Here is a 20,621-nt window from a genome sequence, read left to right on the forward strand (position 1 = left end):
GAGCATGGAGCCCTTCGACCTGAGCGACGTCCGGCTGCTGGACGGGCCCTTCCGGGACGCCCAGCGCACGGGCCTCGAGTACCTCCTGCGGCTGGACCCGGACCGTCTCCTCGCGCCGCTGCGGCGTGAGGCGGGCCTGGCGCCGGTCGTACGTGACGGCGACCCGGTCGGGTCGTACGGGAACTGGGAGGACTCGGGGCTCGACGGGCACACCCTCGGCCACGCCCTGTCCGCGGCGGCGCTGATGTCGGCGGCGACCGACGACCCGCGTCCGCGGGTGCTCCTCGACCGCCTGGTCGCGGGCGTCGCGCAGTGCCAGGACGCACTCGGCACCGGGTACGTCGGGGGAGTGCCCGACGGGCAGCGGCTCTGGGACCGGGTCGTCGGTGTCGAGGCTGAGGCCCAGGCCGGGACGTTCGAGCTCGGGGGCGCGTGGGTGCCCTGGTACAACCTGCACAAGCTGTTCGCCGGGCTGGTCGACGCGTACCGGCAGGCCGGCTCCCGGGCGGCGCTCGACGTCGTCGTCCGCCTCGCCGACTGGTGGTGCGCGGCCTCGCGCGACCTGGACGACGACCGGTTCGAGGCGATGCTCGCCACGGAGCACGGCGGGATGACCGAGGCGTACGCCGACCTCGCCGCGATCACCGGGCGCGACGAGTACCTCACGATGGCCCGCCGGTTCGCCCACCGGGCGGTGCTCGAGCCGTTGGCCGCGCGCCGCGACGCGCTCGACGGCCTGCACGCGAACACGCAGATCCCCAAGGTCGTCGGGTACCAGCGGCTCGGCGAGCTCACGCAGGACGAGGAGCTGCTGGGCGCGGCGCGGTTCTTCTGGGAGACGGTGACGCGGCGTCGGACGTACGCGTTCGGCGGGAACTCGGTCCGCGAGCACTTCCACCCGGCGCACGACTGCTCGCCCGCGCTCGCCTCGCCCGAGGGTCCGGAGACGTGCAACACGACGAACATGCTGCGCCTCAGCCGGGCGATGTTCCTGCACCGCCCCGACCCGGAGATCGTTGACTTCTACGAGCGGGCGACGTTCAACCACATCCTGTCCTCCCAGCACCCCCGCGGCGGGTTCGTGTACTTCACGCCGGTGCGCCCGGACCACTACCGCGTGTACTCCCAGCCCCAGGAGTGCTTCTGGTGCTGCGTCGGGACCGGGCTGGAGAACCACGCCCGCTACGGCGAGCTCGTCTGCTCACGCAGCGCCGACGCGCTGTGGGTCCACCTGTTCGTCGCCTCGACGGTGCGGTGGGCCGAGCGCGGGGTGACGCTCGAGCAGCGCACGCGTTTCCCGGCGGACGACGCCGTCGAGCTCACCGTCCGTGCCGCGGCCCCGGTGGGCTTCACGCTCCGCGTGCGCCGACCCGGCTGGCTCGAACCGGGGGCGCGGGTCGACCTGGCGGTCAACGGCGCACGGGTCGCCGAGGTGCTGGTCGACGGGTACCTCGAGATCCGCCGGACCTGGCACGACGGCGACCGGGTGACCTTCACGCTCCCCGCCGCGGTGAGCGCCGAGCGCCTGCCGGACGGGAGCGACTGGGTCGCGTTCCGGCACGGTCCCGTCGTCCTCGCGGCGCGGACGACCGCCGACGACCTCGTCGGCCTCGTCGCGGACGAGGCGCGGATGGGCCACGTGGCCGGCGGCCCGCTCCACCCGCTCGCCGGGCTGCCCGTCGTCCTCACGGAGTGCGACGACGACCTCCCGGGTACGGTGCACCGGCTGCCGGGCGAGCCGCTCGCCTACGTCCTCGAGCGCGCCGACGACCCGGCCGGCCGGGTCACCGTGCTGGAGCCGTTCGCCGGGATCCACGACGCGCGGTACGTCCTGTACTGGCCGCTCGCCGCACCGGGTGCCGTCCCGGGCGTGCGCGCCGCGTTGCGCGCCCGGGACGACGCCGAGCTCGCGGAGTCCCGGGCGACGGTGGACGTCGTGCACGCCGGGCAGCAGCAGCCGGAGAGCGACCACGCGTTCACCGGCGAGCAGACGTCGACCGGCACGGTCGAGGGCGTCGGCTGGCGGTCCGCCACCGGCTGGTTCGGCTACCGGCTCTCCGATCCCCACGGGCACGGCCGCGCGCTGCGGATCACCTACCGCCCCGGCACCACGCCCACCGCCGTGCGCCTCGACGGTGCGCCGGTGGCCGAGCTCGACGCGCAGGAGGAGCCGCCGACCGGGCCGCGGGTCGTCGAGATCCCGTTGCCGGACGGCGCAGGCTCGCGTGCCGGGGTCGAGGTGCGCCTCGAGGCGACCGCGGGAGGTCGCACGGCACAGGTCGTCGAGGTCCGGCTGGTGTCGTGACGGGCGAGAGCTCGCCGTCGGTCAGGACCCGCCGGGGAAGCCCGCCTGCCGCCACGCCTCGTAGACGGCGATCGACGCGGCGTTCGTGAGGTTGAGCGACCGACGCCCGGGCTGCATCGGGATCTTCAGCCGGTCGGTCAGGCGCGGGTGCGCGAGGACGTCCTCGGGCAGGCCCGTGGGCTCGGGCCCGAACAGCAGCACGTCACCCGGGCGGTAGACGACGTCGGTGAACGACGTCGTCGCGCTCGTGGTGAACGCGAAGACCCGCTCACCGGGCAGCGTCGCGAGCGCGGCGTCGAGGTCCGCGTGCACCTCCACCGCCGCGAGGTCGTGATAGTCCAGACCGGCCCGACGCAGCTTCGGCTCGTCCATGTCGAAGCCGAGCGGCTCGACGAGGTGCAGCCGCGCGCCGGTCACCGCCGCGAGACGGATCGCGTTCCCCGTGTTCCCCGGGATCCGCGGCTCGAAGAACATCACGTGCGGCAGCGTCGGCGCCGGCCGGGCCGCAGGGTTCGCGACGTGCGGTCGCCAGTCGCCGGCCAGGTCGCCGGGCTCACCCCCGGACGAGGGCGAGGCGGCAGGGCGGGAGGGGACGACGTCGGGCACGGTCCCGATTCTCCCACCCCACCCCTGCCGAGGTAGAACCCCGGTCCGCGAGGTAGAACCCCAGTCGGCGACTGGGGTTCTACCTCGCGTACGGGCTTCGCACGTCCCGTCCGTCGCCGGGACGACGGCGGGGCGCCCATATCCGTCTGAGGGGGGATGTGCGGCGCACCGCCCGCGCGGTGGACTGGTGCGGTGATCGACACCTCTCCCGCCGTGGCGCGCGCCCAGGAGCCGCAGCCCGTCCGGACCGGTGCCTCGACCGGACGCCTGGCCCTCGTGGTCGTCGCGGCCGGTCTCGGCATCGGCGTCCTGACGGAGTGGGCGCAGGGCGTCCTCGTCGACCCCTGGGCGATGTGGGCGAACTCCATCGCGGTCTGGGTGCTCGTCGCCTTCGCCGTCGGGGCGCTCGCGGGCACGCCGCGCCGGGCCGCGGTCGCGGGCGTCGCGGTCGAGCTCCTGCTGCTCGCCGGCTACTACGCGGTCCGCACGCTGCAGGACGTCCCGTCGCAGGAGCGCATCCTCGTGTTCTGGATCGCCGGGGCGCTCGTCGGGGGTCTGGTCTTCGGCGTGGCCGGGTCGTGGTGGCGCTCCACCGAGTCCTGGGCCCAGATCGCCGGGGTCTCGCTCGCCGGCGGTGTGCTCGTGAGCGAGGGTCTGATGCGCGCGGTCGCGTTCCCGTGGCAGGGCGCGTCGGGCGCGATCATGGTCGCGGTCGGGATCGTCCTCACCGTCGTCATCGCCCGCACCGCCCGCCAGCGCTGGATCGCCCCGCTCTGCCTGCTCGTCGCCGTCCCGCTCGGACTCTCCGGCACGTGGGTCGCGAACTCCTTCTTCCTCTCCTGAGGCCGCGCGCTCACCTCGAGAGGTAGAACGAGATTCCGCGAGGTAGAACCGGGGTGCGCGAGGTAGAACCCCCGTGACGAACGGGGGTTCTACCTCGCGGACCGGAGTACTACCTCGCGGACGGGGGTTCTACTTCGGCGAGCTGCTCTCCAGGCGGTCGCGCAGTCGCGCGAGCTGCGCCCAGAGCTCGTCGGGTACCCGGTTGCCGAACGTGTCGAAGAACTCGGCCGTCATCTGCGTCTCGGCCAGCCACGGCTCGGGTGCCACCTCGAAGAGCGCCTCGAGCGCGCCGTCGGGCAGGTCGAGGCCCTCGACGTCGAGCGCTCCGGGTGCGGGCAGCAGGCCCACCGGGCTCTCGACCGCGCCGCGGTCGGTCCGCGTCCCGCGCGAGCGGTCGACCTGGCGGGCGATCCACTCGACGACGCGCGAGTTCTCGCCGAACCCGGGCCACAGGAACCCGCCGTCCGGGCCCTTGCGGAACCAGTTGACCTGGAAGATCTTGGGCCGCTTCTCCGGGTCCAGGCTCGCGCCCACGCGCAGCCAGTGCGCCCAGTGGTCGGCCATGTTGTAGCCGCAGAACGGCAGCATGGCGAACGGGTCGCGGCGCAGCTCGCCGACGGTGCCCTCGGCCGCGGCGGTCTGCTCGGACGAGATCGTCGCGCCCATGAACACCCCGTGCTCCCAGCCGTACGCCTGCGCGACGAGCGGCACGTTCGTGGCCCGCCGACCGCCGAAGATGATGGCGTCGACCGGAACGCCCGCGGGGTCCTCCCACGAGTCGGCGATGGTCGGGCACTGCGCGGCCGCGACCGTGAACCGCGAGTTCGGGTGGGCCGCCGGGCGTCCGGCGTCGGGCGTCCAGTCCTGACCGGTCCAGTCCGTGAGGTGCGCGGGTGGCTCGGGCGTCAGGCCCTCCCACCACACGTCACCGTCGCCGGTCAGGGCGACGTTCGTGAAGATCGTGTCGCGGTCGAACGTCGCGACCGCGACCGGGTTCGTCTCGACGCCCGTCCCCGGCGCGACGCCGAAGAACCCCGCCTCCGGGTTGATCGCGCGCAGGCGCCCGTCGGGGCCGGGCCGCAGCCACGCGATGTCGTCGCCGATGGTCTCGACCGTCCAGCCGGGGATCGTGGGCCGGAGCATCGCGAGGTTCGTCTTGCCGCACGCCGAGGGGAACGCCGCGGCCAGGTGGTAGCGCCGGCCCTCGGGCGACGTGACGCGCACGAGGAGCATGTGCTCGGCCAGCCAGCCCTCGTCGCGGGCCATCGCCGAGGCGATGCGCAGCGCGAAGCACTTCTTGCCGAGCAGGGCGTTGCCGCCGTAGCCCGAGCCGTAGGACCAGATCTCGCGCGTCTCGGGGAAGTGCGCGATGTACTTCGTGTCGTTGCACGGCCAGGGCACGTCCTCGCTGACCGCGCCCGTGTCGTCGATCAGGGGCGCGCCGACCGAGTGCACGGCCGGGACGAACGCCGCGCCGTCGTCGATGAGCCGCAGCACGGCGTCGCCCACCCGCGTCATGACGCCCATGCTCACGACGACGTAGGGGGAGTCGGTGACCTGGATGCCGACCTGGGAGATCGGCCCCCCGACCGGGCCCATGGAGAACGGCACGACGTACATCGTGCGGCCCCGCATCGAGCCGTCGAACACCTCGCGGAGCTCGGCGCGCATCGCCTCGGGCTCGCGCCAGTTGTTCGTCGGGCCGGCGTCGACCTCCTCGCGCGAGCAGATGAACGTGCGGGACTCGACGCGTGCGACGTCGTGCGGGTCGGAGCGTGCGAGGTAGCTGCCGGGGCGCAGCTCGGGGTTCAGCGGCAGGAGCGTGCCGGCGTCGACCATGAGGTCGACGAGCCGCTGGCGCTCAGCGTCCGACCCGTCGCACCACACGATCGAGTCGGGCTCGGTGATCGCGGCGATCTCGCGCACCCAGGCCCGGGCGTCGCGGGGACGCGGGTCGGCGGACGGCGCCGGCACGCCGGCGGGGACCGCCTCGACGTCGTCGATCAGGGCGACGTGCCGCGTGCGGCGAGGGTTGGCGGTGCTGATGGTCATCTGTGCTCCCGGTATCGCTGGTGGTCCCGCGTCGTCGTGCCCGACGGCGGTGACGTCCTCGTACCTCCACCCTCGCGCCGTACGGTGACGGTTTTCCACTCAGGATGCTGTGAAGATTCGCCGATCTTGACGTATGGTCAAGGAATGGCGGACAACTCAGGCTTCGGCCTCGAGAACGACGGCGATCTCCTTACGCTCGGGCGACGGATCCGGCACCACCGGACGGCCCGGGGTCTGACGCTCGAGCAGCTCGGCGAGGCGGTCGGCACCGCGCCCAGCCTGCTGTCCATGGTCGAGAACGGCCGCCGCGAGCCCCGCCTGTCGCTCCTGCAGCACGTCGCGACCGTGCTCGACGTGTCGGTGACCGACCTCCTCGCGGACGAGCCGCCGTCGCGCAGGGCCGCCCTCGAGATCGACCTGGACCGGGCGCAGCGCGGCCCGCTGTTCGCCTCGCTCGGCCTGCCCGCCGTGAAGGCGAGCCAGAAGCTGCCGCTGCCCGTGCTCGAGAACCTCGTCGGCCTGCACACCGAGCTCGCGCGCCGCGCGTCCGAGGCCATCGCCACCCCGGAGGAGGCGCGGCGCGCCAACACCGAGCTGCGCCTCGAGCGGCAGGCGCGCAACAACTACTACCCGGAGATCGAGGCGCTCGCGGAGGACATGACCCGCAAGGCCGGCTACACGATCGGCGCGCTCACCCACCGCTCCGTCGCGCGCATGGCGGAGCAGCTCGGGTTCACGATCCTGCACGTCGACGACCTGCCGCACTCGACCCGGACGGTCACCGACCTGCGGCACGGCCGCATCTACCTCCCGCCCGCGTCGATCCCCGGCGGGCACGGGCTGCGCTCGCTCGCGCTCCAGGCGTTGGCGCACCGCGTGCTCGGGCACGAGCGCCCGCGCTCGTACGCGGAGTTCCTGCGACAGCGCGTCGAGATCACCTACTTCGCCGCGTGCTGCCTCATCCCGCAGTCCGCGGCCGTCGAGTTCCTGGACCGGCGCAAGCGCGAGAAGGACCTCGCGGTCGAGGACTTCCGGGACGCGTTCGGCGTGACGCACGAGGCCGCGGCCCAGCGCTTCACGAACCTCGCGACCGAGCACCTGGGCATCCCGCTGCACTTCCTGCGGGTCGGCGACGACGGCGCCCTGTTCCGCGGCTACGCGAACGACGGCCTGCCGCTCCCGGCCGACGTCACCGGCGCGATCGAGGGCCAGATGGTGTGCCGGCGCTGGGCGGTGCGCGAGGCGTTCACCCGCCGCGACCGCGCGCAGGAGTCGTACCAGTACACCGACACGCCCGCCGGGACGTTCTGGTGCTCCACCCAGACCGGCACGACGACGAACGGCCAGTTCTCCCTGGCCGTCGGGGTGCCGTTCGCGTCGGCCAAGTGGTTCCGCGGTCGGGACACCGCGGTGCGGCGGCAGTCGACCTGCCCGGACGAGTCGTGCTGCCGTCGCCCGGCCGCCACGGCCGCCGCGCACTGGGAGGACGTGTCGTGGCCCAGCGCGCGCATGCACCAGCACGTGCTCTCGGCACTGCCGACCGGCGCGTTCCCCGGGGTCGACGCGACCGAGGTCTATGCGTTCCTCGACAAGCACGCCCCCTCGGACTGACCCGCCCGGCCCCGCCAACGCTGAGTGCGGGGAAACTGCCGTCGGAGAGCGCTCTCCGGCGACCGTTTCCCCGCACTCAGCGGGGACCGCCGGGCATACTGGCCGACATGGACGTCGCCGCTGTGATCGCGCTCCTGTCCCACGAGAAGTCCGGCGTCCGGCGCCGTGCGGTCATGATGCTGCCGGGTCTGACCCACGGTGATCCGCCGACGCCCGAGATGGTGGACGCGACGATCCGGCTCACCACGGATCCGAAGAAGAGGGTGCGGGACTACGCGTGCTTCGTGCTCGGACGGCAATTCCACGAGGTGGACACACCCGAGCTCCGGGACGCGCTCGCGGCCCGGCTCGACGACGTCGACCGTGAGACGCGGTGCGAGGCCCTCGTCGGGCTCGCGTACCGCCGAGATCCCCGTGCGCTGCCGCGCGTGCGAGCCGCGTTGACCCGGCCGAGCGGCGCCGTCTGGCAGCTCGAGATCGTCGCCGCGGGAGCGCTGGGCGACCCGGGTCTCCACCCTCTCCTGGTGCCGCACCGCACAGGCTGGGACGACGAGGTCGCGGACCAGCAGGCCGACGCCGCGTGCCGGTTGACCGACCCCGACGGGCCGGGCGAGGACATGCTCGACGGCGTGGCCGACCTGTGTCGTCGTCGCGGGCACGAGCTGCCGGACGGCGACACCCTCCGGTCCTGGCGCTTGATGACGGTGCTCCTCGACATCGCTCCCCACCGCGCAGCGGAGTTCTACGACGCCGTCGCCGACCGCTTGGAGGGCGACGAGCCTGCGCTGCGCGAACTGCGCGTCGACTCAGCCCTGGCACAGCTCGCCGACGAGGTCCGCCAACGCTGAGTGCGGGGAAACGGTCGTCGGAGAGCGCTCTCCGACGACCGTTTCCCTGCACTCAGCGGGGGAGCGGGGGCGTCAGGCGGGGAGCGGGCCGCCGCGGGTCGCCAGGCGTTCGGTGAGGCGGGCGAAGACGTCGCCGGTGCGCAGGCCGTCGTGCTCGAACTCGTTCGTCACCCAGGCCTCGGTGTTGCCCACGTGAGCGGCGGTCTCGAGCGACAGGTCGGCGTCGACGAACATGTCGTCGTGGTAGACCGCCGCCTCGACGGGGACCTCGTTGCGCGCGAGCGTGTCGAGGTCGTAGAGGTCGGGCCAGCGCTCCCACGTCGCGAGCGCCTCGGCCGCGCGGCGGAACGGTCGCAGCGCGGCGACCTCGTCGAACATCCAGGGGTAGATCATCTCGCCCGTCAGCAGGAGCGGGCGGGTGCCGGGGGCGAAGGCGGGGTCGTCGTCGCGCACCGCCTGCGCGGCCCACGCGGTGGGGCCGGTGTGCGACTGCGCGTAGATCGACTCGTGCAGCACCGCGTAGAGCGGGTTGGTGCGGAACGACGTCGTGGCGGCCACGTCGGCGAGGAACGTGTCGGTGAGCTCGTCGGGCGCACCCGGGTCGAACGCCTCGTCGACGATCCAGTGGATGCGCTCGGCGCCGGGCTTCATCCCCAGGTCCATACCGACCGACTGGAACCGGTGCACGGACAGCGGGTCGCCGTCGGGCAGGCGGACGTCGCCGACGGCGAGGCGGTCCGCGATCGCGGCGAGGCGCGCCTCGTCGTGGGGGTACCGCGCCCGGTAGCGCGCGTTCTTGGCGACGACGCGCGGCTGGGTGCGCCGGTACACCTCGCGTGCGTCGGCGCTGAGGCCGGGCAGGCCGCCCGTGACGAGGCACGCGGCGAGGCCCTCGGGGGCGCGCGACAGGTACGTCATGGTGAGGAACCCGCCGTAGGACTGGCCGAGCGTCGTCCAGCGCCGCCCGCCGTAGACCGACCGGCGCACGTGCTCGGCGTCGGCGACGATCGAGTCGGCGCGGAAGTGCGTGAGGTGCTCGGCCTGGTCCGCGGCCGAGCCCTGTGCGGCGAGCACTGCGGCGCGGACCGCGGACGAGCGCCCGGTCCCGCGCTGGTCGAGCAGCACGACGCGGTACGTCGCCAGGGCCTGGCCGAGCCAGCCGTCCGGACCGGTGGGGCGCGGCCCCTTGCCGCCCGGCCCGCCCTGGAGGAACACGAGCAGCGGGAGGTCGTCGCGGCGTCGGGCCGGGTCGACGAGCTCGCGGACGAAGAGCGTCAGACGCCGCGGGTCGCTCTCGTCCGACCAGTCGAGGGGGACCTCGATCTCGCGGTCGGTGACGTGCAGGCCGGGGACCGTGTAGCCGGTCTCGCTCGTGGTGCTCACGCAGCCACCCTAGCCAGCGCACCGCCGTACCCCGACGCCCCGAGCGCACGATGCCCCGAGCGCACGACGCCCCGAGCGCGCGACGAGGGGGTGGCACCGCCGCGACCGGCAGGACCACCCCCTCGACGGGACGATCGAGGACTACTGCTCCACGTCGTCGTCCACCCAGTCCATCGTCTTCGTGACGGCCTTCTTCCAGTTGCGGTACAGCCGCTCGCGCTCGCCGGACTCCATCGACGGGGTCCAGCGCTTGTCCTCGGCCCAGTTGTCGATGACGTCCTGCTCTCCGGACCAGAAGCCGACGGCGATGCCCGCGGCGTACGCGGCGCCGAGCGCGGTGGTCTCGGCGACCTTCGGACGCACGACGTCGACGCCCAGCTGGTCGGCCTGGAACTGCATGAGCAGCTCGTTGGCGACCATGCCGCCGTCGACGCGCAGCTCGGTGAGGTCCACTCCGGAGTCGGCGTTCATGGCGTCGAGGACCTCGCGGGTCTGGAACGCCGTCGCCTCGAGCGCCGCGCGGGCGATGTGGTTCTTCGTGACGTACCGCGTGAGGCCGACGAGCGCACCGCGGGCGTCGGAGCGCCAGTACGGGGCGAAGAGTCCGGAGAACGCGGGGACGAAGTACGCGCCGCCGTTGTCGTCCACCTTGCGGGCCAGCCACTCGACGTCGGGCGCGTCGGTGAACATCCCGAGGTTGTCGCGCAGCCACTGGATGAGGGAGCCGGTGACGGCGATCGAGCCCTCGAGCGCGTACCGGACCGGCTGGTCGCCGATCTTGTAGCAGACGGTCGTGAGCAGACCGTTCTCGCTCATCACCTTCTCGGTGCCGGTGTTGAGGAGCATGAAGTTGCCGGTGCCGTAGGTGTTCTTGGCCTGCCCGACCTCGAAGCACGCCTGGCCGAACGTGGCGGCCTGCTGGTCACCGAGGATGCCGGCGATCGGGACGCCCGGGACCATGCCGCGCTGGCGGCCGTGGCCGTAGACCTCGGACGAGGACTTGATCTCCGGGAGCATCGACAGCGGGATGCCCATGTCGGCGGCGATGTCCTCTCGCCAGGAGAGGGTGTCGAGGTCCATGAGCATGGTTCGCGAGGCGTTCGTGACGTCGGTGACGTGCACACCGCCGTCGGTCCCGCCCGTCATGTTCCACAGCACCCAGGTGTCGGTGTTGCCGAACATCAGGTCGCCGCGGTCGGCCGCAGCCCGGGCGCCCTCGACGTTGTCGAGGATCCACTTGACCTTGGGTCCGGAGAAGTAGGTCGCGAGCGGCAGGCCGACGATCGCCTTGTACTTCTCGGCGCCCTCGGAGCCACCGAGCTCGTCGACGATCTTCTGCGTGCGGGTGTCCTGCCAGACGATCGCGTTGTAGACGGGCTTGCCGGTCGTGCGGTCCCACACGACGGCCGTCTCGCGCTGGTTCGTGATGCCGACGGCGGCGATGTCGGCGTGCGTGAGGTTCGCCCGGGTCAGGGCGAGGCCCACGGCCTCGCGGACGTTGTTCCAGATCTGCTCGGGGTTGTGCTCGACCCAGCCGGCCTTCGGGAAGATCTGGTCGTGCTCGAGCTGCCCCGACGAGACGATCTCGCCGGAGTGGTTGAAGACGATGGCGCGGGAGCTGGTGGTTCCCTGGTCGATGGCGAGGACGTAGTCAGCCATGGTGTGTCAGTCCTTCTGTGGATCGGGTGCGCTTGGACGAGGTGCTGGTGCGACGGGTGCTGCCCGGTGGCGACGTCGTGGTCGCCACCGGGCGGCGGACGGTCAGGCGACCGCGGCGGCCAGGAGTCCGGCGAGGACACCACCGACGATCGGGCCGACGACCGGGACCCAGGAGTAGCTCCAGTCGCTCGGGCCCTTGCCCTTGATCGGCAGCAGTGCGTGCGCGATACGGGGGCCGAGGTCACGTGCCGGGTTGATCGCGTACCCGGTGGGACCACCGAGGCTCGCGCCGATCCCGACCACGAGGAGGGCGACCGCGAGGGGGCCGAGCTCGTGCGGGGTGTTGCCGAACTGGAGGACGACGAACACGAGGACGAACGTGCCGATGACCTCGGTGACGACGTTCCAGCCGTAGGAGCGGATCTCCGGGCCGGTGGAGAAGACCGCGAGCTTGGTGGCGCCGGGCGCCTCCTGGTCGAAGTGCTTCTTGTAGGCGAGGAAGGCCAGCGCGGCACCCACGGCGGCACCGGCCATCTGCGCGGTGACGTAGTAGAAGCCGTTCGCGGCGGTCACGGGGATGCCCGGGGCGAACTCCTCCGCGCCGTTGGCCCAGATGCCGAAAGTCACGGCCGGGTTGATGTGTGCACCGGACCGGTACGCCACGAACACACCGGCGAAGACGGCAAGGCCCCATCCGAAGTTGATGAGGAGCCAGCCGCCGTTGAATCCCTTGGTCTTCGGGAGGATGACGTTCGCGACGACTCCTGCACCTCCGAGGAGCAGGAACGCCGTCCCGAGGAACTCGGAGACGATGAGCTCGCCTGTTGACACGTCCATCGTGTACTCGCTTTCTTGTTGGACTTCGCTGTCGCAACCCCGACGGCGCATCCGTGCGCCGTGGTTGTCGGGCCCCGTCGGGGACGGGGCCGGGTGGTGCGAGGTGCGGTCGTCGGGGTCGTGGCGACCGCACCCGGGTTCAGTTGTGCTCGGAGGGGCAGTCCCTGCGCGGGGTCGGCAGGGGGGTCAGGAGGTACGGAGGGGTTGCAGGGGTGCGACGTCGTCGGCCGTGAGGCGCGAGCGCTCGGCGGTGGCGTCGTCGGGCTGCTTCTCGGCAGCGGCCTCGGCCTCCGCACGGGCCGTGTAGGACGCGATCTCCGCGGCCTTGGTCTCGTCGTCCCATCCCAGCAGGGGCGCGACGACGTCGGCGATCTCGGGGAGCGCGGCCAGACCGCGGTCCCGCACCTCGTAGTTGAGGCGCGTGCGGTGCAGCAGCAGGTCCTCGAGGTGCAGGGCGCCCTCGTGCGTGACGCCGTAGGAGATCTCGGCGCGCAGGTACGCGGGCGCGTGCTCGAGCGGGCGCGCCATCGACGGGTCCTCCTCGCACAGCGCGACGATGTCGCGCAGGGCGGAACCGTACCGGTGCAGCAGGTGGTCGACGAGCGCAGGTGTCCAGCCGTACCGCGAGGCGTGCGTGCGGGCCTGGCGCTGGAGGGCGACGAGCCCTTCTGCCCCGACGAGCGGGATGCGGTGCGTGACGGACGGCAGCGCGGCCGCCCGCTGCCCGATGGCGAAGTCCACGGCGTCCTTCGCCATCACCCGGTAGGTGGTGAGCTTGCCGCCGGCGATGACGGTCAGACCCGGGACGGGCGAGGCCACGGTGTGCTCGCGGGAGACCTTCGCCGAGCTCGTGCCCTCCTTGGTGCCGGGCTGCAGGAGCGGGCGGAGCCCGGCCCAGGTGCCGATGATGTCGTCACGCGTGAGGGGCTGGGCGAGCACGGCGTTCGCGTGCTCGAGCACGTAGTCGATGTCGGCCGACGTCGCGACGGGATGCTGGAGCTCCTGCTCCCACGGGGTGTCGGTGGTGCCGATGACCCAGTAGCGCGACCACGGGATGACGAACAGGACGCTCTTCTCGGTCTGGAGGATCAGCCCGACCTTGCCCTTGATCCGTTCCCGGGGCACGACGATGTGGATCCCCTTGGACGCGAGCACCCGCAGACCGCCCTCGTCGCCCGCGAGCGACTCGGTGTCCTCGGTCCAGACGCCGGTCGCGTTGATGACGTGGCGGGCGCGGACGGAGACCTCCTTGCCCGTCTCCAGGTCGACGAGGACCGCGCCGTTGACCGTCCCGGTCGATCCCTTGGTGAGCTGCACGACCTGGGTGCGGGACGCGGCGTGCGCGCCGTAGGAGGCGGCGGTCCGCACGAGGGTCGTCGTGAGCCGGGCGTCGTCGACGGAGGCGTCCCAGTACTGGATGGCACCGATCGCGGCGTCGTGGGCGAGGTCCGGGAACTTGCGCTCCATCCCCTTGCGGGACAGGTGGCGGTGCAGGGGGAGCGCGCGCTTGCCGGGAGCCGCGGTCGCGAGCGTGTCGTACAGCGCGATGCCGGCGCCGACGTAGGCACGTTCCCAGACGCGGTGCTCGAGCGGGTAGAGGAACGGTACGGGCCGCACGAGGTGCGGAGCGATGTCCTTGAGCAGGAGGTCGCGCTCGGTGAGCGCCTCGTGCACGAGGTGGAAGTCGAGCATCTGCAGGTAGCGCAGGCCACCGTGCACGAGCTTGCTCGACCGGCTGGAGGTGCCTGCCGACCAGTCCTGGGCCTCGACGATCGCGGTGGACAGGCCACGGGTGACGGCATCGAGCGCGATGCCGGCCCCGGTGACGCCACCGCCGATGACGAGGACGTCGAGCTCGCTGTCGGCCTGCGCGCTCGCCTCGAGCGCTGTCAGAGCCTGCTGCCGGGACTCGGCGGTGAGTCGGGTGGAGGCCATCCGTTTCGCCCTCTCTCGTCGGTGGTCGCGGAACGTGCCGTCGCGGGGTTCGGCGACGGGTCGTCCGAGGTGTCGCGCACGGTCGGCACGTACTAACGTCAGCACGGCAGGAACGTCCGCGCAACCGCAGTGCACAAACGTGCAAGCAGAAGAGGTGTTGACTGATGCCTGACCGTGAGCAGGACGTCCTCCGGGCCGCGTCCATGTACTACCTCCAGGACATGAAGATGGAGGCGATCGCCAAGCACCTGCGCACCTCGCGCTCGACCGTCTCGCGGCTGGTGAAGAAGGCGCGGGAGACCGGCCTGGTGGAGATCTCCCTGCGCCCGACGCGCAGCCGTGCACCGGGGCTCGGCCAGCACCTCGCGTCGGCGTACGGCATCGACGCCTACGTGGTGCCTGTGCCCGACTCCGCTGCTCAGGTGGACCGGCTCGACCAGGTCGCGCTCACGACCGCACGCCTCCTCGGCTCGTGGTTCGACTCCGACATGGTGCTGGGGCTCGCGTGGGGCACGACGCTCGCGGCGATCGCCCGTCACCTGCCCCGCAAGCCGACCCGGGGCTCCGCCGTCGTGCAGCTCAACGGGGCCGCGAACACCCGGACCTCGGGGGTCCACTACGCGGGTGACCTCATCGCCGGGTTCGGCACGGCGTTCGACGCCCACGTGCACCATTTCCCAGTGCCGGCGTTCTTCGACTACGCCGAGACCAAGCAGGCGATGTGGCGTGAGCGGTCGGTCCGACGGGTGCTCGACGTGCAGCAGCGAGCCGACGTCGCGCTGTTCTCGGTGGGGGCCGTCTCGGGCGGTGTGCCCTCGCACGTGTACTCGGCCGGCTACCTCGACCCTGAGGACGTCGCGGTCCTCGAGGCCGAGCGGGTGGTGGGTGACGTGTGCACGGTCTTCCTGCGGGGCGACGGCACCTACAGCGACATCGCGCTCAACGAGCGGGCGACCGGACCGACCCCGACCGAGCTGCGCCGGATCCCTCGCCGGGTGTGCGCGGTGGCGGGCTACAACAAGGTCGCGCCGCTGCGGGCCGCGCTGCGGGCCGGGGTGGTGACGGACCTCGTGGTCGACGAGATGACCGCGGTCCGGCTCGTCGAAGACCTCTAGAAACTATACCTCCGCGTGTATGAGTATGCAGGGCGGGTCACGACCGCGTAGATTGTCGACGTGACCGAGACGCATCCCACGCCGTCCGGCGAGCGCGCCGCCCGTGACTTCGTGGTCCGTGCGGCCGTCCCGGCAGACGTGCGCACGATCCGTGACCTCGTCGAGCCCTACGCGGCGCAGCGCATCCTCCTCGCGAAGGAGATGGTCGGCTACTACGAGGCCGTCCAGGAGTTCGTCGTCGCCGACGCGGGCACCCCCGGGGACGGGCGGGCGGGCACGTCCGACGTCGTCGGCTGCGGCGCGCTGCACGTCATGTGGGACGACCTCGCGGAGATCCGCACACTGGCCGTCGACCGGCGGTGGCTCGGCCGGGGCGTCGGGCACGGGCTCGTCGTCGAGCTGCTCGCGCGTGCCCGGGCGCTCGGACTTCGGCGCGTCTTCTGTCTGACGTTCGAGGTGGACTTCTTCACCGCCCACGGCTTCCACGAGATCGACGGGACACCCGTGGCGCCCGACGTCTACGCCGAGCTGTTGCGCTCGCACGACCACGGCGTCGCGGAGTTCCTCGACCTCGCGCACGTCAAGCCGAACACCCTGGGAAACACGCGGATGCTCATCGAGCTGGACTGACCCCCTCGCGTCCCGGGGTCCTCAGCTGATGGGGGCGGTGGACTCCCGGGTGACGACGCGGCACGGGAGCTCCTCGATGCCGGGGCGGCGGGTGCCGTCGATCGCGGCGAAGAGCCGCTGGGCCGCGATGCGCCCGACCCGTTCGAGGTTCATGTCGACGCTCGTGAGCTGCGGGCGCGCGTTGGTGGTCAGCACCTCCCAGTTGTCGAAACCGATGACCGACGCGTCGCCGGGGACGTCGCGCCCCAGCTCTCGCAGGGCGTCCAGGACGCCGCGCGCAATCTGGTCGCTGCCGCAGAAGAACCCGTCGACGTCGGGGTGCTGCTCGACGATCATCCGCGCCGCCCCGCGGCCCCAGCCCTCGCTCCACGAGCCGAAGTAGGTCTGGTTGCCGACCAGCGAGAGGCCGGCCGCCTCGAGCGCGGCCGCTGCGCCGGTCGCCCGGTCCTGCGCCGCCTTGTAGGCGGGGTCGCCCGACACGTGGGCGATCTTGCGACGCCCGCAGGACAGGAGGTGCTCCACCGCGAGGCGTCCGGCACCGACGCCGTCGGCCGTGATCGACATGTCCTCGGGGTCCTCGGACGGCGCGTAGGCATAGACGACCGGCACGGGGACCTCCGCGCCGAGCGGAGGGCGCGGGTCCGTGCGGGACCCGACGACGATGAGGCCGTCCACCCGGCGCGAGAGCAGCGCGCGCACGTGGTGCTGCTCGCGGATCGCGTCGCCGCGCGCGTCGCAGAGGAACACCGAGACGCGGCCGGCGCCGAACGCGTCCTCGGCGCCCATGAGCACGGGGATCGAGAAGCGGCCCTCGAGGTCGCTCGTGAGCAGCCCGACCGTCCCGGTGCGGCCCTTGAGCAGGCCGCGGGCCAGGGCGTTGGGCGCGAAGGACAGCCGCTCGGCCGCCTCGAGGACCCGCAGCCGGGTCTCGGCCTTGACCTGGTCACGTCCGTTGATCGCCTTGGAGGCGGTCGCGATCGACACGCCGGCGAGGCGGGCGACGTCGGTGAGGGTCGCAGCGCGCGGCGGCGTGCCGGAGGTCTGGTTGGTCATGTGTCGCGGCCCCCTTCCGGTGCGACGGGTACCGCGGTTCCCGTGACCGAACTGTAACCCTTCCGGCTGCTTGACGGGTCGCGCCTGCTGCAATACATTCAGAAAACCTTTTCGGCGAGTTTCGGTGAGTGGGTCTTCATCGAAGAGTAGTGCGGGAGAGGGACGTACGGCCAGGCGGACGAGTCGACGGCGACACGCTGACCGAAAGGTGCTCGCACCACTCGGATGCAGAGGGGTCACGGCACGCACGGTGGACGGGCACGGCTGGACAAGACGCGATGGACGCGACAGCTCGACGACGAGTGGTAGGAGACGCGAATGACGAACGACCGGAAGCGCTCGACGGTCACCAGGATGACCTCGGCCGCGGTGATCGGCCTGATGGCCCTCGGCCTCGCCGCCTGCGGGACCTCCGGGTCCGGCACGAGCCCGGGTGCGGACCCGGGGCCGGGAGCCGGCGGGGTCGAGGGTGTCGACGACGGCACCTCGCTCACGCTGTGGACCCGCGCCCCGATGGAGCAGCAGGCCAAGCTCCTCGTGGACGCGTACAACGCGAGCCACGAGAACCAGGTCGACCTGACGATCGTGCCCAACGACGACTACGTCGCGAAGGTCGGGGCCGCCGCCGGCAGCGGCGGACTGCCCGACCTCTTCGCCGCGGACATCGTCTACGTGCCGAACTGGGTCGAGCAGGGCCTGTTCCAGGACCTCACGGGCCGGATCGACGAGCTCCCCTTCAAGGACGAGATCAACGCCGGGCACCTCGAGGCCGGGACCTACGACGACGCGGCGCACGTGCTGCCGTTCGTCCTGGACATCTCGGTGCTGTTCTACAACAAGGACCTCTACGAGCAGGCCGGCCTCGACCCCGAGGCGCCGCCGACGACGCTGCGGGAGATGGCCGAGCACGCCAAGGCGGTCGACGCCCTCGGCGGTGACGTGGACGGGACCTTCTTCGGCGGCAACTGCGGCGGGTGCCTCGTCTTCACCTGGTTCCCGTCCGTGTGGGCGGCCGGGGACGAGGTCATGGCGAACGACGGCACCGAGTCGCTCCTCGCCAGCGAGACCGCCCAGGAGGTCTACGACATCTACGCGGACCTCGTCGCGTCCGACGCGGTCGGGGCCGGTACGCGGGACGAGACCGGCGCGACCTGGGTCGCTCCCTTCCAGGAGGGCAAGGTCGGTGTGATGCCGTACCCGGCGACGCTGCTGGCCACGACGGACGAGTCCGTCGACGTCGGCGTCGCCCCGATCCCCGGGCCTGACGGCGGCGCCTCCACCTTCGTGGGCGGCGACGGCATCGGGATCTCCAAGGACTCGGAGTCGTCCGACCAGGCGTGGCACTTCCTGTCCTGGATGATGTCCGAGGACGCGCAGGTCGAGGTGCTCGCGAAGAACGGTGACGTCACGTCGCGGGCCGACCTCGCCGACAACGAGTACTCGTCGCAGGACCCGCGGGTCGTGACGATCAACGAGGTCGCGAGCCAGGGCCGGACGCCCGTCGCGCGCAACTTCCAGCAGGCGTTCAACGCGCCGACGAGCCCGTGGCTCACGCTGATCCGCAACGCCGTCTTCGAGGGCGGCACGACGGTGCCCGAGGACAACGACGAGATCACCGCGGTCCTCCAGCAGTGACGGCCCCGTGCGCCGCCGGTCTCGCCGGCGGCGCACGGACCCACGGCCCGCCGGGCCCACCGGTCTCCGGGCCGTCAACCGAACGACCGCTCGAACGCCCCTGCTCGTCCGTCCTCTGGAGCTCGACATGTCGGTGCAGCAAGCACCCGTGATACCGCCGCCCGCCGGCGGTCTGCCACCCAGGTCCCGCGCCCGCCGGCTGCGGTCCTCCCGCGGCGCCGCCCTGCGCGGGTGGGCCTACGCCGCGCCGACGGCGCTGTTCGTCCTCGTCTTCTTCGTCCTGCCGATCCTGCTCGTCGGGCAGATGTCGGTCTCCGACTGGCCGCTGCTCGCCGGGAACCGCGGGTTCAACGCCCCCGACAACTTCCGGGACGCGGTCGACAACCGCTTCTTCTGGGACTCGGTGGTCTTCACCCTGACGTACACCGTCATCGCGACCGTCCTGCTCATCGGCCTCGGACTCGGCCTCGCGCTGCTCGTCCAGGAGTCGGGGCGCTGGAAGGGCTTCCTGCGCACGGCGATCCTCGTGCCCAGCGCGCTCGGCCTGGCGTCGGCGTCCCTGCTCTTCTACGCGCTGTACTCCCCGCAGAGCGGCCCGATCTCCCCGCTGCTGGAGGCGCTGGGGCTCGTCGAGGGCCCGGTCTCCTTCCTCGGCTCGCCCGGGGCGGCGCTGTGGTCGACCGTCTTCCTCATCGTGTGGCGCTTCGCGGGCTTCTACATGCTGCTGCTGCTCGTCGGCCTCCAGGGCATCCCGCACGACGTGTTCGAGGCGGCCCGGATGGACGGCGCGAACCGTCGGCAGACCTTCGCGCGGATCACGCTCCCGCTCCTGCGGCCGTCCCTCGCGCTCTGCACGATCATGTGCGTCACCGGCTCGCTGCTGGCGTTCGACCAGTTCTACATCCTCACCAAGGGCGGCCCGGACAACAGCACCATCACCGTCGTCCAGCTCATCTACAACGTCGCGTTCCAGGGGCAGAACGACCTCGGCATCGCCGCGGCGCTGTCGTTCATCGTGCTCGCGGCGCTCGTCGTGATCAACGTCGTGCAGTTCCGCGCCATGCGCGCACCGGAGGGGAAGTGACACCGGCCATGACGCAGACCGTCACACCGCAGCACGAGACGCCGGCGAGCGGGCCCGCGCAGGCCCGCCCCCGCCGTCGGGCACCGCAGACCCGGATCGCGGGGCTGGCGCTGCGCACGCCCTACTGGGTGTTCACCGGCGCGCTCGCCGTCGTCTTCCTCTTCCCGCTCGTGTGGGCCGGCGTCGCGTCGGTCTCGCCCCAACCGGGCAGCAACCAGATCAACGGCTGGGGCCTCGGCAACTACGTGACCCTCGCCGGCTACCAGGCCGGGGTGTGGCAGTACGTCGCGAACTCGGTCGTCGTCTCGGGCCTGACGGTGCTGTTCACGCTCGTCGTCTCGCTGCTCGGCGGCTACGCGTTCGCCCGGTTCCGGTTCCCCGGGCGCAACGTGCTCTTCCTCGTCGTGCTCGCGATCCTCATGGTGCCGTACGCGACGCTCCTCATCCCGCTCTACGTGCTGCTCAACTCCCTCGGGCTGCAGAACTCGCTGCTGGGCCTCGCGCTCGTGCTCACCATGTTCCAGCTGCCCTTCGCGACGTTCATGATGCGGATCTCGTTCGAGTCGGTGCCGCGCGAGCTCGACGAAGCCGCGCTCGTCGACGGCTGCTCGTCGTTCGGCGCGCTGCGCCGGGTCCTCCTACCGGCCGTGAAGCCGGGGTTGATCACGGTGGGGTTGTTCGCGTTCCTCGCGGCTTGGAACGACTTCGTCGCCCCGCTGATCCTCATCACGGACTCGGCGAAGGCGCCGCTGCCCCTCGCGGTGGCCAACATGCGTCAGCAGGTCATGGGCGTCGTCGACTACGGCGCGACCCAGGCCGGGGTCGTGGTGCTCGCGCTGCCGTGCGTCGTGCTGTTCCTCCTCCTGCAGCGCCACTACGTGCAGGGCTTTATGACGGGAGCCCTGAAGGGATGAGCCCGCCCCCCTGACCACGTCGTCCCCGTCCCTGCTCGAGCACCCGCACCGATGCGGCGTCCGCCGCCACCGGAGGTATCCCGTGACCCTTCATCCGTCGACCCGTCCGCA

Annotated in this window: 16 protein-coding genes; 9 read left to right on the forward strand and 7 right to left on the reverse strand. The window is 72.1% G+C overall.

The window, feature by feature from the left end; genetic code table 11:
• Positions 1-4: 4 nt before the first annotated feature.
• Positions 5-2,305 carry a glycoside hydrolase family 127 protein gene (locus tag OHL10_RS01975; RefSeq protein WP_265520462.1) on the forward strand — a complete coding sequence of 767 codons (2,301 nt, stop codon included), beginning with the start codon at positions 5-7 and terminating at the stop codon, positions 2,303-2,305.
• A 21-nt stretch (positions 2,306-2,326) separates the two neighbouring features.
• Here OHL10_RS01975 and OHL10_RS01980 read toward each other — a convergent pair whose 3' ends face one another.
• Positions 2,327-2,779 carry a tRNA (cytidine(34)-2'-O)-methyltransferase gene (locus OHL10_RS01980; RefSeq protein ID WP_265520991.1) on the reverse strand — a complete coding sequence of 151 codons (453 nt, stop codon included), beginning with the start codon at positions 2,777-2,779 and terminating at the stop codon, positions 2,327-2,329.
• Between the two features lie 324 nt (positions 2,780-3,103).
• On the opposite strand from OHL10_RS01980, the gene OHL10_RS01985 reads away from it, so the two are divergent.
• Positions 3,104-3,754 carry a DUF6518 family protein gene (locus OHL10_RS01985; RefSeq protein WP_265520463.1) on the forward strand — a complete coding sequence of 217 codons (651 nt, stop codon included), beginning with the start codon at positions 3,104-3,106 and terminating at the stop codon, positions 3,752-3,754.
• A 129-nt stretch (positions 3,755-3,883) separates the two neighbouring features.
• Here OHL10_RS01985 and OHL10_RS01990 read toward each other — a convergent pair whose 3' ends face one another.
• Positions 3,884-5,806: a phosphoenolpyruvate carboxykinase (GTP) gene (locus OHL10_RS01990; RefSeq protein ID WP_265520464.1), complete on the reverse strand. Its 1,923-nt coding sequence runs from the start codon at positions 5,804-5,806 to the stop codon at positions 3,884-3,886.
• Positions 5,807-5,950: 144 nt separating this feature from the next.
• Here OHL10_RS01990 and OHL10_RS01995 point away from each other — a divergent pair, with 144 nt between their 5' ends.
• Both OHL10_RS01995 and OHL10_RS02000 read left to right on the forward strand, forming a co-directional pair.
• On the forward strand, positions 5,951-7,417 hold the full coding sequence (locus OHL10_RS01995; RefSeq protein ID WP_265520465.1) for an XRE family transcriptional regulator: 1,467 nt from the start codon (positions 5,951-5,953) through the stop codon (positions 7,415-7,417).
• 107 nt (positions 7,418-7,524) lie between these two features.
• Positions 7,525-8,265: a HEAT repeat domain-containing protein gene (locus OHL10_RS02000; protein WP_265520466.1), complete on the forward strand. Its 741-nt coding sequence runs from the start codon at positions 7,525-7,527 to the stop codon at positions 8,263-8,265.
• Positions 8,266-8,337: 72 nt separating this feature from the next.
• Here the strand turns inward: OHL10_RS02000 and OHL10_RS02005 are convergent, their stop codons facing one another.
• The 4 genes from OHL10_RS02005 to OHL10_RS02020 all read right to left on the reverse strand — a co-directional run bounded on the left by OHL10_RS02005 (position 8,338) and on the right by OHL10_RS02020 (position 14,079).
• Positions 8,338-9,648, reverse strand: a complete 1,311-nt coding sequence (locus OHL10_RS02005) for an alpha/beta fold hydrolase (RefSeq protein WP_265520467.1) — start codon at positions 9,646-9,648, stop codon at positions 8,338-8,340.
• Between the two features lie 141 nt (positions 9,649-9,789).
• The gene (gene glpK / locus OHL10_RS02010) at positions 9,790-11,307 is read right to left on the reverse strand and encodes a glycerol kinase GlpK (protein ID WP_265520468.1); all 1,518 of its coding nucleotides are present in this window, start codon (positions 11,305-11,307) and stop codon (positions 9,790-9,792) included.
• A 102-nt stretch (positions 11,308-11,409) separates the two neighbouring features.
• Positions 11,410-12,144 (reverse strand): MIP/aquaporin family protein, encoded by a 735-nt coding sequence (locus OHL10_RS02015; protein WP_265520469.1) that lies wholly within the window; start codon positions 12,142-12,144, stop codon positions 11,410-11,412.
• 186 nt (positions 12,145-12,330) lie between these two features.
• A complete protein-coding gene (locus OHL10_RS02020) occupies positions 12,331-14,079 on the reverse strand; it encodes a glycerol-3-phosphate dehydrogenase/oxidase (protein WP_265520470.1) in 1,749 nt (582 codons plus the stop codon).
• Between the two features lie 164 nt (positions 14,080-14,243).
• Here OHL10_RS02020 and OHL10_RS02025 point away from each other — a divergent pair, with 164 nt between their 5' ends.
• The gene (locus OHL10_RS02025; protein WP_425498908.1) at positions 14,244-15,194 is read left to right on the forward strand and encodes a sugar-binding transcriptional regulator; all 951 of its coding nucleotides are present in this window, start codon (positions 14,244-14,246) and stop codon (positions 15,192-15,194) included.
• Between the two features lie 60 nt (positions 15,195-15,254).
• Complete coding sequence (locus tag OHL10_RS02030; protein WP_265520471.1) at positions 15,255-15,824, forward strand: amino-acid N-acetyltransferase; 570 nt, start codon at positions 15,255-15,257, stop codon at positions 15,822-15,824.
• 21 nt (positions 15,825-15,845) lie between these two features.
• On the opposite strand, the gene OHL10_RS02035 is transcribed toward OHL10_RS02030, so the two are convergent.
• A complete protein-coding gene (locus tag OHL10_RS02035; protein WP_265520472.1) occupies positions 15,846-16,877 on the reverse strand; it encodes a LacI family DNA-binding transcriptional regulator in 1,032 nt (343 codons plus the stop codon).
• Positions 16,878-17,195: 318 nt separating this feature from the next.
• Here OHL10_RS02035 and OHL10_RS02040 point away from each other — a divergent pair, with 318 nt between their 5' ends.
• From OHL10_RS02040 to OHL10_RS02050, 3 genes are all read left to right on the forward strand, one after another.
• The gene (locus tag OHL10_RS02040) at positions 17,196-18,512 is read left to right on the forward strand and encodes an ABC transporter substrate-binding protein (protein ID WP_265520473.1); all 1,317 of its coding nucleotides are present in this window, start codon (positions 17,196-17,198) and stop codon (positions 18,510-18,512) included.
• 127 nt (positions 18,513-18,639) lie between these two features.
• Positions 18,640-19,596 (forward strand): carbohydrate ABC transporter permease, encoded by a 957-nt coding sequence (locus OHL10_RS02045; RefSeq protein WP_265520474.1) that lies wholly within the window; start codon positions 18,640-18,642, stop codon positions 19,594-19,596.
• Positions 19,597-19,604: 8 nt separating this feature from the next.
• Positions 19,605-20,510: a carbohydrate ABC transporter permease gene (locus tag OHL10_RS02050; protein ID WP_265520475.1), complete on the forward strand. Its 906-nt coding sequence runs from the start codon at positions 19,605-19,607 to the stop codon at positions 20,508-20,510.
• The last annotated feature ends 111 nt before the right edge of the window (positions 20,511-20,621 follow it).

Origin of the sequence: Oerskovia flava (assembly GCF_026163685.1) — a bacterium.
Lineage (GTDB): Bacteria > Actinomycetota > Actinomycetes > Actinomycetales > Cellulomonadaceae > Oerskovia_A > Oerskovia_A flava.